The sequence below is a fragment of the Stenotrophomonas sp. YJH_SMC_81 genome (assembly GCF_059370875.1).
Genome location: NZ_JCAFUB010000002.1, coordinates 465,092 through 477,412, shown reverse-complemented (window position 1 = coordinate 477,412; position 12,321 = coordinate 465,092). Strand labels below are relative to the sequence as shown.

Here is a 12,321-nt window from a genome sequence, read left to right as displayed (position 1 = left end):
CATTTCATTCCGGCGCCAGCTGGTCCATCCGTATCCGGTTGGCAAACAGCGAAAACGCCAGCATGCCGGCCAGGCCGTTCGCCCGGCTCACCCAGTGCGGCAGCCAGCGCGGTGGCTTCAATACCCCCGCCTCGAACAGCGGCGCGAACGCGATCGCATCGGTCAAGCTCATCTTGCCGGCGAACAACCAGCGGCAGACCTGCAGGCGGTCCTCGGCCAGCATGTGGCGGAAGAAGGTGTGCACCGACACCAGGCCGCGCAGGTACACCGTGTCCTTGGTGAAGGCCAGGCCGCCACTCGGCGGCACGCCGCGGAACACGCGCTGCGCCGAGGCGAAACTCTCTTCCGCGTTCTGTCCCGCGTCGCAGAAGTAGCGGAACACCTCGATGAAGTCGGCGCCTTCGCGTGCCATGGCAATCGCTTCGGTACGCAGGCTGATGCGCTTGAGGCGCTCGATGTCGATGCTGCCGGTGATCTGCTCGGCAAACGTCGCCAGCCCTTCCTGGGTGGCCGTCACCCGCGGCGACGACAACGCCAGGCTGGGCAACACCGGTTGTTCGCGGCCGTTCAATGCGGTCAGCGAATGCACCAGCGCTTCGTGGTGGAACAGCTGCGCGCGGTCGTAGGCGCTGAAGCGGGCACTGGTGCGCAGTCGAATACGGGTCGGGCCGGCAGCCGCCTTGGACACCAGCTCCGGATCCAGCTGTACCTGGATGATGCGCGATTCGAAGAACGCATCCAGGTCGTTCTGCAACTGCAGTTGCAGGGCGATGGCCGAGACCGGTACCTGCTCTTCCGGTGCCAGCAGTTCGTGGTCCAGTTCTGCGGCAATCTGGATGAAGTGGCGTGCCGCGTCGCGCGTGCTCGGGCCATTGCCCGGCAGTGGCTGCTCGGGGGCACCGAACAGCTGCACCGAACAGGTATCGACGGCGGCAGTGCCCAGCCCTTCCAGCAGCTGCGCGGCCAGGTCCCAGCTCTGCGCCGACTGCTGCACATAGTGGCCCAGCGGGTGGCTGTCATCGCAGTCGGCAGCGATCGCGGCCAGGGCGCGGCGCTCTTCGCTGAAGTCCAGCCGAGGGTAATCCACCTTCGGCAGCACCGGCTGGCCGCGCGCCACGCTGTCCAGGAACGGTACCTGCACCGTGGCCGGCCAGCTGGTCAGCCCCAGCAGGCGGATGCCTCCCACGGCCTCGACCAGGCGCGCATCGAGCGCTGCATGGTGGGCCACCTCACGGTCCAGCGTCGCGGTCGGTTCCATGCGCGGACTATAGCGCCCCGCCGTGCCCGGCGCAGTGCGCCGCCGCCCGAGCATTGGCTCGGGCGCTACAAGGTGTCCCGGGATACAACCGTTGTAGAGCCGAGCCCACGCTCGGCTGCACTGTCAGCGCCGGCGTGGCTTTCCGGCCGGGCGGAACTGCTGGCCTTTGCCCTTCTTGCCGCCACGTTCCTGCGCGGTCTCGGCCTGGCGCACCGCCAGCTTGGCGGCAGCGGCAGCCACTTCTTCCTTCAGCTTGAAATAGTTCAGCAGCCGGCTCTCTTCGATCTCGCCAGCGTCGATCGCTGCACGAACAGCGCAGCCCGGTTCCTGCTGATGCTTGCAGTCGTTGAAACGGCACTGCGTGGCCAGCGCTTCGATATCGGCGAAGCCACCTTCGGACAGCGTTTCTTCGCCGGTCGGTTTCAGCTCGCGCATGCCGGGGGTGTCGATCAGGCAGGCGCCGGTCGGAAGCGGCATCAACGCGCGATGGGTGGTGGTGTGGCGGCCGCGCGAATCGTTGGCGCGGACCGCGTTGGTCTTCATCCGCTGCTCGCCGAGCAGGGTGTTGGTCAGCGTGGATTTGCCGGCACCGGAGGAGCCCACCAGCACCACCGTGCGCCCCGGGCCCAGCCACGGCCGCAGCACCGCCACGCTGTCGGCATCCAGGCCGTTGATCGCATGCAGCGCGATGCCCTGCATCTCCAGCTCTTCCAGCACTGCCAGCGCATCCTCGCTGTACCCGGTCTGGTCGGCCTTGGTCAGCACCACCACCGGTTCGGCGCCGCCACCACCGACCAGCAGCAGGTAGCGCTCGATGCGGCGCGGATTGAAGTCGGCATCCAGCCCACAGACGATGAACACCGTATCGATGTTCGCTGCGATCACCTGCTGGTGGTAGTGCTCACCGGCGGCGCCACGCTTGATCGCGGTGCGACGCGGCAGCAGCGCAACGATGCGGATGCCGTCCAGCAGCACCCAGTCGCCCACGGCCGGCCGCTCGTGGCTGGGAAAGCGCGGGCGCTGCCATTCCGGCAGTGACTCGGCCTTGATCGCCGCATCCGGGCCATCGGCCACCACGTAATGGGTCCGGTGCTGCTCGATCACCCGCGCCGGGCGGGCCTGCGGGTGTGCGGCCATCACGGCCTGCCAGTCGGCCTGCTGCGCCGGGCCCGGCCAAGGCCAGCCGATGGTCTGCAGGGCGATGAAATCGGGGGTCTGGGTCATCGCCGCCATTCTACCTGTGACGGCCCCCGGCCAGCCCAGCAATAGCAGGCCCGGAGCCATTGCCATGCACTGCAGCAATTCCGGTAGGATGGAATCCCCATGCCTTTTGACGGCCCAGCCTCATGTCCACCATCTCGCCCAAGCCCCTGGCCATCCGCGAGCGCCTTTCCGAAGTGCGCTACGAAATCCGCGGAGAACTGGCCCGGCGAGCGCGGGAGCTGGAGGCGCAGGGCCGCAAGCTGATCAAGCTCAACATCGGCAACCCGGGCAACTTCGGTTTCCGCGCACCCGAGCATCTGCAGCGCGCAATCGCCGACGACATGGGCCGCACCGACCCGTACACCCACCAGCAGGGCCTGCCGGTGGCGCGTGAAGCCATCGCCGATTACTACGCCCGCCGCGGCGCACCGGATGCACACCCGGACCGCGTATTCGTCGGCAACGGTGTCAGCGAGCTGATCGACCTGTCGCTGCGCGCACTGCTCAATCCGGGCGATGAGGTGCTGGTGCCGTCGCCGGACTACCCACTGTGGTCGGCCTCCACCATCCTCAACGATGGCCGACCGGTGTACTACCGCTGCGCCGCCGAGAACGGCTTCCAGCCGGACCCGAGCGAGATCGAGACGCTGGTGTCCTCGCGCACCCGCGCCATCGTGCTGATCAACCCGAACAACCCCAGCGGCGCCAGCTACCCGCGCGAACTGCTGGAGCGCGTGGTCGAGATCGCACGCCGCCACAACCTGCTGCTGCTGGTCGATGAGATCTACGACCAGATCCTGTACGACGATGCGGTGTTCCAACCGGTCGCGCCGCTGGCCGGCGACCATCCGTGCCTGACCTTCAGCGGCCTGAGCAAGGTGCACCGTGCCTGCGGCTGGCGCGTGGGCTGGGCCCATCTCAGCGGCGACGACGCGCGCCTGGGCGACTTCCGCGCCGCGCTGGACCTGCTGGGCGCGCTGCGCCTGTGCGCCAACGTGCCGGGCCAGTACGCCATCGAGGCCGCAGTGAACGGCCCGGACACCATCTCCGAACTGTGCACCCCGGGCGGCCGCCTGTATGAAACCCGCCGCGCGGTGATCGACGCCTGCGAAGCCAGCGAGCACCTGTCGCTGGTCGCGCCAGCCGGTGCGCTGTATGCGTTCCCGGCCGTGGTCGGTGCCGCTGCCAAGAGCTTTGACGACCACACCTTCGCGCTGGACCTGATGAACAACGAAGGCGTGCTGGTGGTACCGGGTTCCAGCTTCAACGTGCCCTACCGCCACCATTTCCGCGTGACCCTGTTGCCGGAAGCCTCGGTGATGCGCGATGTGTTCGCCCGCATCGACCGCGTGCTGGCCCGGCGTGCCGAGGACGCGACCAAGGTCGTGCCGCTGAAGCCGCGCCGTTCGGTGGCCTGAGCGGTGGCGCTGTCCTACCTGGCGCTGGGCGACTCGTACACCGTCGGAGAAGCCGTTGCTGTCGAAGGCCGCTGGCCGCACCAGCTGGCCGCCGCCCTGCGTGCGCAGGATGTGGCGCTGGCCGACCCGCAGACCATCGCCACCACCGGCTGGACCACCGACGAGCTGGACGCCGGCATCGATGCGGCTGCACCCCAGGGCCCGTTCGATTTCGTCAGCCTGCTGATCGGCGTCAACAACCAGTACCGCGGCCGGCCGCTGGACGAGTACCGCGTACAGTTCCAGGCCCTGCTGCAGCGGGCGATCGGCTTTGCCGGGGGCCGCCCCGGGCGCGTGCTGGTGCTGTCCTTCCCCGACTGGGGCGCGACGCCGTTCGGTGCCGGCAGCGGCCGCGACCTGGCCACCATCGAGATCGAGACCGACGAGTTCAACGCAGCTGCCGAGGTGATCAGCACCCAGCAGGGCGTGGCCTTCGTCGACATCACCGACATCAGCCGTGACCAGGGCGGCAACCCGGCAATGATCGCCGAAGACGGCCTGCACCCGTCGGCGCGGATGTACGCATTGTGGAGCGCGCGCGCGCTGCCGGTCGCCGCACGCCTGCTCGGTGGAACGGACTGATACGATGGATGGTAAGCCACGGAACGGCCCGCCGCTGCCCTGCACACCGCTGACCGCCCCGCAGGCCCGCGCGATCGCCGAAGCGTTCCGCCCGGCACGGGCCTGGGGCAGCCGTCGCGACTACTACTACACCCGCGGCAAGCTCGGCAGCGACCCTCTGTATGACGGCGTGCTGCAGCATCTGCGCGACGACGGGCAGCCGGTGCTGGACCTGGGCTGCGGGTTGGGGCTGTTCGCCCATGTGCTGCGCCAGCGCGGCGGCACCCACCCCTACCTCGGCGTGGACGTGGATGCCAGCAAGATCACCCGTGCCCAGCGTGCCGCCACCGGCCTGCACGCTGTGCGCTTCGACTGCCTGGACGTGCAGGCGCCACTGCCGGCGCAGCCCGGACACGTCCTGTTGCTGGATGTGTTGCAGTACCTGGACGCGGGCCCACAACTGGCACTGCTGCGTGCGGCCAGCGCGCGGGTGGCCGCCGGTGGCCGCCTGCTGCTGCGCACGCCACTGGCCACCGGCGATGGTCGCGACCGCACCACGCGGGTGGCGGACCGGTTGGCCTGGCTGGTCGGCTGGATGGGCACGCGGCCGCGCCACTACCCCGACCCGCACGTGCTGCAAGCGACACTGGCCGAGGCCGGATTGCAGGTGACGGCGCCGCGTCCCCTGCATGGGCGCACGCCATTCAACAGCTGGTTGCTGGTGGCCCAACGCCCCGCGCTGTAGAGCTGCGCTGCGACGTTTTTCCGGTGCTGCGCACCGCCGCCCGAGCATCGGCTCGGGCGCTACAGTAGCGCCCCCCTTGTAGAGCCGAGCCCATGCCCGGCTGCTCTACATTACCAGGGCCGGCGTTACGGGACCGGCAGCCGCGCTTTCAGCCCGCGCTCGTCCAGTGCCTTCAGCACGCCCTCAATGATCGCCAGGTTGTGGCCGTGGGCGGCCCCCTCATGCAGCAGCACGATGGCCCCCGGTCGCAGATCCGGCAGCAGGCGGTCGAGCACCCCCTGCGCCGTGCAACCGATGCCGTCGAAGCCGCGCGCGCTCCAGCCGACCCGGACCAGGCCCAGCCGCTGCAGCACCGGCGCCACGAACGGATTGGTCATGCCCACCACCGAGCGGTACCAGCGCACCGGGCGACCGCTTACCGCCTGCAGCGCGTGCTGGCAGCCCTCGATCTCGGCGCGCATCGCCGCCGGGCCCAGCCGCCAGAAGCGCGCCTGCGGATGGCTGTGGCTGTGGTTGCCCAGGTCGTGGCCGCGGCGCAGGATCTCCTGCACCAGTTCCGGCTGCGCCAGCGCGCGCTCGCCCACCAGGAAAAAGGTGGCATGGGCCTGGTGGCGGTCCAGCAGGTCGAGCACGGCACGGGTTTCCGGGCCAGGACCGTCATCAATGGTCAGCCAGACGCTGTTGCCGGCATCCGGCAACCGGCTCAGCACCGGCGCATAGAAGCGACTGTTGGGCAGGAACACCGGCACCAAGAACAGTGCGTGGCTGGCCACCATCAGCGGCACCCCCCAGTGCCAGCCCGCCAGGGCCCAGACCAGGATCACCAGCAGCTGCGACGCCACCAGCCAGGGCAGCCAGCGCCAGGGCCGGGTCGGAATGCGATGCAATGTTCCTGCGTTGCTCATCCCCCATGATGCCATGAGGGGTAGAATCGATGGTTCGAATTCCCGGAACCCCGACGTCCATGTCCCTCGATCCCGCCCTGCGTTCGCGCATCGAATCCATCCTCAACGCCAACCGCGTCGTGCTGTTCATGAAGGGCCAGCCGTCGATGCCGCAGTGCGGTTTCTCGGCCAAGGCCGTGGGCGCCCTGCAGGACCTGGGTGTCGAGTTCGCCCACGTCAACGTGCTGGCCGACCAGGAAATCCGTGAAGGCATCAAGGCCTATGGCGACTGGCCGACCATCCCGCAGCTGTACATCGACGGCGAACTGGTCGGCGGCAGCGACATCGTGCTGCAGATGGCCGCCAGCGGCGAGCTGAGCAGCGTGCTGGGCCTGGCTGCGCCGGACCGTACCCCGCCGAGCATCACCGTCACCCCGGCCGCCGTGGAAATGCTCAAGGGCGCGCTGGCCGATGCCCCGGGCGCGGCCCTGCAGCTGTCCATCGACGCCGGTTTCCAGCCGAACTTCCAGCTGGCCCCGCACGACGAAGGCGCCATCGCTGCCGAGTCCAATGGCCTGCGCGTGCAGTTCGACCTGGCCAGTGCCCGTCGCGCCAACGGCATCACCATCGACTGGGTGGACGACATCCGCGGCAAGGGCCTGGCCATCGACAACCCGAATGCGCCCAAGCCGGTGCAGGAAATCAGCGTGCGCGATGCCGACGACCTGGTGCGTGCCGGCAACATCACCCTGGTCGACGTGCGCCCCGCCGACGAACGTGAGATCGCCGCCGTCGGCGTGCCGTTCAAGACCTTCGACGGCAACGGCCGTGCCGCGCTGGAAGCCCTGCCGAAGGACACTGCACTGGCCTTCATGTGCCACCACGGTGGCCGCAGCGCGCAGGCCGCCGAGCAGTTCCGCGCCCTGGGTTTCACCAAGGTGTTCAACGTGACCGGCGGCATCAACGCCTGGTCGGAAGACGTCGACAACGGCGTGCCGAAGTACTGATTGACGGCGCGGGGTCAGCGCCCTTTCCTGCGGAAAGCGGATCTGGCCCCCGAAAAAAGAGGACGGAGGGGATTAAGTCGTTTATGCCACAAACGACTTAATCCCCTCCGTCCCCTTTTTTCAGCCGGCGAAACCGCCTTCGGCCAGGTAGTCCAGTTCCTCCGGCGAGGGAATGCGCCCCAGCACTGCGTTGCGGTGCGGGAAACGGCCGAAGCGGCGGATGATGTCGCGGTGCAGCTCGGCGTACTGCAGGTATTCCTTGTCGCCCAGCACATCGAACATCGCCACCGAACGGTCCTGGTCCAACGGGTCCTCGGAGTGCTCGAACGGCAGGTAGATGAAGGCGCGCAGCTTCGGCACCAGCTGCAGGTCCAGGCCTTCCTCGATGGCGCGCATGGCGTAGTGCCGGGCCAGGCCATCGGTGGCATAGGAATGGGCAGTACCGCGGAAGCAGTTGCGCGGGAACTGGTCCAGCAGCAGCATCAGCGCCAGTGCGCCCTCGGCACTGCCCAGCCAGTGTTCACGCCCACGCGAAGCGGCGGCGAAATGCTCATCCAGGAACAACTGGCGGAACTGCGCGTCGAACGCATCGTCGCGGGCGAACCACTTCGCAGGGCCCGCTTCTTTCCAGAAATCCACCACTTGCGCGGCAACGTCCATCACCTACTCCCCAGGGCCGGCGCGCCGCGCCAGGCCGTCATCATCATTCATCGAAGCGCAGGTGGCGGACCGACTTGCCGTTGCGCCGGATAAGCTTAAGCGCCTCGATACCGATCTGGATATGGTTTTCCACGAACTGGGAGCTGACCTTGGCATCGGAAGCCTCGGTCTTGACCCCGTCGGGGATCATCGGCTGGTCCGAGACCAGCAGCAGCGCGCCACTGGGAATGTGGTTGGCGAAACCGGCCGCGAACACGGTGGCGGTTTCCATGTCGATGGCCATGCAGCGCATCGCCCGCAGCCGCTCCTTGAAGGCCTCGTCGTGCTCCCAGACCCGGCGGTTGGTGGTGTAGACGGTGCCGGTCCAGTAGTCGTGGCCGAGGTCGCGGATCATGGTCGAGACTGCACGCTGCAGCGCAAACGCCGGCAAGGCTGGCACTTCCGGCGGCAGGTAGTCGCCCGACGTACCTTCGCCGCGGATCGCCGCGATCGGCAGCACCAGGTCACCCAGCTGGTTCTTGCGCTTGAGGCCACCGCACTTGCCCAGGAACAGTACCGCCTTGGGCATCACTGCCGACAGCAGGTCCATGATGATCGCGGCATTGGGGCTGCCCATGCCGAAGTTGATCATGGTGATGCCGTCGATGGTGGCACTGGCCATCGGCCGGTCCAGGCCGATGATGGGCGCACCGGTCAGCTCGGAAAAGGTGTGCAGGTAGCCGCCGAAGTTGGTCAGCAGGATGTGCTGGCCGAACTGGTCCAGCGGCACGCCGGTGTAGCGCGGCAGCCAGTTGTCGACGATTTCCTGCTTGCTCTTCATGGGCGGTCCGGTACGGCGTGGGGGCCGCCATTGTAGGCGTGCACGGGCCAACCCACACCTGGGCCGGCAACGAAGAAGGGCGGCCCTGCGGCCGCCCTCCTGGTTTCCCTGCGGTCACCGGCGGCTTAGAAGCGCACCGACCAGCGCAGGTTGGCACTGTGGTCACGGCTTTCGTCGCCATACTGGCCGCTATAGCCCAGCTCCAGCTGCTGGCGTGCGGTCAACCATGCCGACAGCCCCAGTTCGGCCACCACCGTCCTGTCAGCCATCGGGGCACCGCTGACCACGAAGCTGTCGCTGCCGGTGGCAAAGGCGAAGCGGGCCGCCGGGTCGCGATCCCCGCTGGCATGGCGGTACCCGACGCCACCGCGCAGGTGCAGCCAGCTGTCCTGCTGGAACGAAGCCTTCAGGCCCTTGTCAAAACGCAGGCCGGCCGTGGCCACGGTGGTACGCAGATCGTCCACCTCACCCTGCAGTGCAGCCGCACCGCCGCGCTCGTTGACGCGCTTCATGTCCACTTCCACACGTGCGAGCTGCAGGTAAGGTTCCAGCCCCGCCTCGCGGCCGCCGAAGCGATAGCTTGCCTCGACGAACGCCTGGCGGGTGCGGCCGTCATAGCGTGCCGCCAGCGTATCGCTGTAACCGGAGAAGGCCAGCTCACGGGTGCTCTTCACCTCATGCTCGCTCCAGGCCAGGCCACCCCGCAGGCCGAAGGCGCCCCAGTCGTGACTGGCATAGGCCCCCAGGTGCGTATTGTCGACCTTGGCACGCGCACGGCGTCCTTCCTGCTGCTTGGCATCGGTACGGCCGGTACCGGCCAGCATGCCCACCTGCCAGCCGTTGATCTCGCGGTCCACGCCTGCCAGCAGGCCGCTGCTGTTGGCTTCGGTGCGTGCGGTGTTGCCATTGCCGTCCAGCGTGGTGCTGCCACCGATGGCCTGTACCCAGACCCCCGCGGCGGCGTCGCCGTCTGCTCCCGGCGCGCGTACACCGACGCGGCGCGACAGTGCGGCATCACGCACGTAGCGGCTGCCCTCGACCAGGGCCATCGCGGTGGCCGCATGCAGCTCGCCGCTGAGGCCGTCCAGTGCAGCGCCTACCTGTTGAGGGAACAGCAGGGTCAGTGGGCGCGGCAGGCCCTGGTTGACCGCCAGCCGGTCGGCCACAGTGGCCACCGCGCGCTGGTTGTCGGTACTGGCGGCACTGGCGAGCGGATTGCCACGGGTGACTTCAATGCGCGCGCCACCGGTGCCATAGGACAGCCCGAATTTCAGGAACGGCGAGAACGCACTGAAGTCGGTGGTGGCGAACTGGCCACGGATTCCGCCGTCGGCACGGATGAAGTTGAACTGCTCACCCAGGTAATAGGTGCCCGCTTCCGGCAGGGCGATCAGGGTGCCGCCCAGGGTGGCGGTACCGGTGACGCGCAACTGGTCACTGTGCCCGCCCGGGGCCAGCTCGGCCTGGTACACACCGGTGGCGGTCTGCACGTAGTCGCCGTTGATGGTCAGCGTGCCGATCGAGTTGCCCGGTGCAACGATACCGGCCACGGTGGTATCGCCCAGCTGGCCGATGCCCTTCAGTGTGCCGTTGCGGCCAACGAGGGTGTGACCACCGGTCTGCGTGCCGTTGAACGACAGCACGCCACCGTTGACGGTCAGGTCGGAGCCTGCGAGTAACCCGCCTGCATTCACACGGCTGTTGCCCAGGCTGGTCAACGCGCTGTTTTCCAGCCTTCCGTTCAATTCGAACGTCCCCTGCGCGGCCACCGAGGTCTGGGCGCCGCGCTGCACGCCGTCGAAGATGACCACGCCACCGTTGACGTTCAGGTCGGAGCCATCCAGCACACCGCGTGCGTTGATGTGGCTGGAGCCCCCCTGGCTGTTCAGCGCAGTGTTCTTCAATGTGCCATTGAGCAGGAAGCTGCCGCCGGCCACGTCCACCGCTCCGGTGAGCGTATTGACACCATCCAGTTCAAGCACGCCCTCGCGCACCAGCGCACCGTTGAAGCTGTTGTCGCCGCTCAAGCGCAGCCAGCCGATGCCGCTCTTGGTCAGCTTGCCGGGGCCGCCGATGTCGTTGGTCCAGTTGTCCCAGGCATCGCCTTCCCACACTTTCAGGCCACCGGCACGCTGGTTCATCACCACGTCGGTGTCGACGCGCAGCGAACCGTAACCCTCGATGGCCTTGGCCAGGTTCAACAGGCCCCAACCGTAGATGTCGTCGATGCCGGGCGCGCCCAGATCGGTGGTCGTGGTCAGCAGCACATCGCGCACCTGAGCGCTGTCCAGATAGGGGAAGCGTTCAAACAGCAGGCCCAGCGCGCCGGTGACGTGGGGCGCGGCCATGGAGGTTCCACTCAGCAGCGCATAGCCATAGGTAGGCACGCGCTGCTGGATGTCCAGGCTGACGTTGCCGTTGGCGTCGATGCCGACGCTGCCGGCCAGGCTGGAATCATCACCATAGGCGGTCGATACGATGTCCGAACCCGGTGCGGCAAGGCACCAGTTGGCACTCAGGCCGCACTTGTTGGAACGATTGCTCAGGGTCAGATTGGTACCGACGTTGACCACGCTCAACCAGTACGGCTCGATGTCGGCGAATGCGCGCGGCAGCGTGGCGTAGAGGCCGGCGATGGGGCTCTGCGCAGGCGCCGGAATGACCGAACTGGTATTGCCGGCCGCCCACACCTGGATCATCCCGCGCGCACGCGATCCGTCGGCAAAGGTGTTCAGGTACTGGCGGTCGTCCGGGTCGTTGTAGATCGCGTCCATGTCCGTCGCTGTCGTCGGTTCCGTGACCAGGCCCCAGCTATGGTTGATGGCACGCACGCCCTGCGCGTTCATCTGGGCATACAGGTCCTGGAAGGCGCTGACTTTCGGGCCGATCGCGCCCAGTGTCACGACCGAGTAGCCAGTCGCCGTGCGCTGCCACTCGCGGATGCTGTCGGAGAACAGCCGGCCAACGGTCAGGTCCGAACCGAAGGACACACCGTGCATGCCGCTTCCGTCCCGGTTCGCCGCGATGGTGCCAGCAACGTGCGTGCCATGGATCTCGAACTGCATCCCCGGCTGCACATAGGGGCCCGACTCGATGATCCTGCGGATGTTGTCGGGCACGTTGGCGTTGTACCCGACATAGCTGATCTGGACGTCATCGCCATCACTGGCGAAGCAGGCCGCCGGCCCACGCACTGCGGTGGTGTTGGTGCAGCGCGTGCCGTCAGCCATCAGATCGGCGATGCGGATGCTGCGGTTGTCCTTGCCGGCGAATTCCGGATGGTCCAGACCCGTGCCACTGTCGAATACGCCCAGGCGGATGCCCGCACCGGTCAGCCCGCGCGCATAGGCCACGTCGGCATTGATCGCAGCCAGGCCCCAGTCGAGTTCGAATTCACTGGTACGCCAGCTCGCTGCGTCGCCGGGCTTGCCCATGACCGGCTTCGCGGAAGCACCGGCGCTGGGAGCCAGCGCCGCCACCGGAATCGCTACCGAGGGAGCGATCATCGCGGGAGCGGAGGCGCTCACCCCGCTTTGCGCGGCGAACGCCGACTGCAGGCTGCGCTGCAGCTGGTAACGGGCCAGGGCGTCGTCACTGTCCTGGGCCAGGACCGGTAGTGCGGTGGCCACCAGCAAGGAACCGACAATGGCCGACGCCAGCGGCGAGGGCAGGAAGGAACGGCGCGAAACGGTCGAACGGCGGAGCTTTGCAGCAGTCATCGGTTGC

At 67.8% G+C, this 12,321-nt stretch carries 10 protein-coding genes; 4 read left to right on the top strand and 6 right to left on the bottom strand.

Annotated elements, in window-relative coordinates; genetic code table 11:
- Nucleotides 1-4 precede the first annotated feature (4 nt).
- Together AC5P8U_RS05760 and rsgA are read right to left on the bottom strand one after the other, a co-directional pair.
- Nucleotides 5-1,258, bottom strand: coding sequence for a flavohemoglobin expression-modulating QEGLA motif protein (locus AC5P8U_RS05760; protein WP_151355246.1), 1,254 nt, complete (start codon nt 1,256-1,258; stop codon nt 5-7).
- 123 nt (nt 1,259-1,381) lie between these two features.
- Entirely contained in the window at nt 1,382-2,491 is a 1,110-nt protein-coding gene (gene rsgA / locus AC5P8U_RS05755; protein ID WP_088497402.1) for a ribosome small subunit-dependent GTPase A, read from the bottom strand.
- A gap of 113 nt (nt 2,492-2,604) precedes the next feature.
- Here rsgA and AC5P8U_RS05750 point away from each other — a divergent pair, with 113 nt between their 5' ends.
- The 3 genes from AC5P8U_RS05750 to AC5P8U_RS05740 are packed head-to-tail and all read left to right on the top strand — an operon-like array spanning nt 2,605 to nt 5,224.
- Complete coding sequence (locus AC5P8U_RS05750) at nt 2,605-3,879, top strand: pyridoxal phosphate-dependent aminotransferase (protein ID WP_072167610.1); 1,275 nt, start codon at nt 2,605-2,607, stop codon at nt 3,877-3,879.
- Nucleotides 3,880-3,882: 3 nt separating this feature from the next.
- Nucleotides 3,883-4,500, top strand: a complete 618-nt coding sequence (locus AC5P8U_RS05745) for an SGNH/GDSL hydrolase family protein (RefSeq protein ID WP_065196456.1) — start codon at nt 3,883-3,885, stop codon at nt 4,498-4,500.
- Between the two features lie 4 nt (nt 4,501-4,504).
- Nucleotides 4,505-5,224: a class I SAM-dependent methyltransferase gene (locus tag AC5P8U_RS05740; RefSeq protein WP_072167611.1), complete on the top strand. Its 720-nt coding sequence runs from the start codon at nt 4,505-4,507 to the stop codon at nt 5,222-5,224.
- A gap of 125 nt (nt 5,225-5,349) precedes the next feature.
- Here AC5P8U_RS05740 and AC5P8U_RS05735 read toward each other — a convergent pair whose 3' ends face one another.
- Nucleotides 5,350-6,129 (bottom strand): polysaccharide deacetylase family protein, encoded by a 780-nt coding sequence (locus tag AC5P8U_RS05735; protein ID WP_065196458.1) that lies wholly within the window; start codon nt 6,127-6,129, stop codon nt 5,350-5,352.
- Between the two features lie 59 nt (nt 6,130-6,188).
- On the opposite strand from AC5P8U_RS05735, the gene grxD reads away from it, so the two are divergent.
- Entirely contained in the window at nt 6,189-7,115 is a 927-nt protein-coding gene (gene grxD / locus AC5P8U_RS05730; RefSeq protein ID WP_032956577.1) for a Grx4 family monothiol glutaredoxin, read from the top strand.
- A gap of 120 nt (nt 7,116-7,235) precedes the next feature.
- Here the strand turns inward: grxD and AC5P8U_RS05725 are convergent, their stop codons facing one another.
- From AC5P8U_RS05725 to AC5P8U_RS05715, 3 genes are all read right to left on the bottom strand, one after another.
- Nucleotides 7,236-7,775: a DUF924 family protein gene (locus AC5P8U_RS05725; RefSeq protein WP_005419210.1), complete on the bottom strand. Its 540-nt coding sequence runs from the start codon at nt 7,773-7,775 to the stop codon at nt 7,236-7,238.
- A gap of 43 nt (nt 7,776-7,818) precedes the next feature.
- On the bottom strand, nt 7,819-8,595 hold the full coding sequence (locus AC5P8U_RS05720) for an AMP nucleosidase (RefSeq protein WP_049415280.1): 777 nt from the start codon (nt 8,593-8,595) through the stop codon (nt 7,819-7,821).
- Between the two features lie 125 nt (nt 8,596-8,720).
- On the bottom strand, nt 8,721-12,314 hold the full coding sequence (locus tag AC5P8U_RS05715) for an autotransporter domain-containing protein (RefSeq protein ID WP_188240617.1): 3,594 nt from the start codon (nt 12,312-12,314) through the stop codon (nt 8,721-8,723).
- Nucleotides 12,315-12,321 lie beyond the last annotated feature (7 nt).

Coding starts and splice junctions, on each gene's coding strand:
- AC5P8U_RS05715 (WP_188240617.1), bottom strand. CDS start 12,314: ATGACTGCTGCAAAGCTCCGCCGTTCGACCGTTTCGCGCCGTTCCTTC.
- AC5P8U_RS05720 (WP_049415280.1), bottom strand. CDS start 8,595: ATGAAGAGCAAGCAGGAAATCGTCGACAACTGGCTGCCGCGCTACACC.
- AC5P8U_RS05740 (WP_072167611.1), top strand. CDS start 4,505: ATGGATGGTAAGCCACGGAACGGCCCGCCGCTGCCCTGCACACCGCTG.
- AC5P8U_RS05760 (WP_151355246.1), bottom strand. CDS start 1,258: ATGGAACCGACCGCGACGCTGGACCGTGAGGTGGCCCACCATGCAGCG.
- rsgA (WP_088497402.1), bottom strand. CDS start 2,491: ATGGCGGCGATGACCCAGACCCCCGATTTCATCGCCCTGCAGACCATC.
- AC5P8U_RS05735 (WP_065196458.1), bottom strand. CDS start 6,129: ATGAGCAACGCAGGAACATTGCATCGCATTCCGACCCGGCCCTGGCGC.
- AC5P8U_RS05750 (WP_072167610.1), top strand. CDS start 2,605: ATGTCCACCATCTCGCCCAAGCCCCTGGCCATCCGCGAGCGCCTTTCC.
- grxD (WP_032956577.1), top strand. CDS start 6,189: ATGTCCCTCGATCCCGCCCTGCGTTCGCGCATCGAATCCATCCTCAAC.
- AC5P8U_RS05725 (WP_005419210.1), bottom strand. CDS start 7,775: ATGGACGTTGCCGCGCAAGTGGTGGATTTCTGGAAAGAAGCGGGCCCT.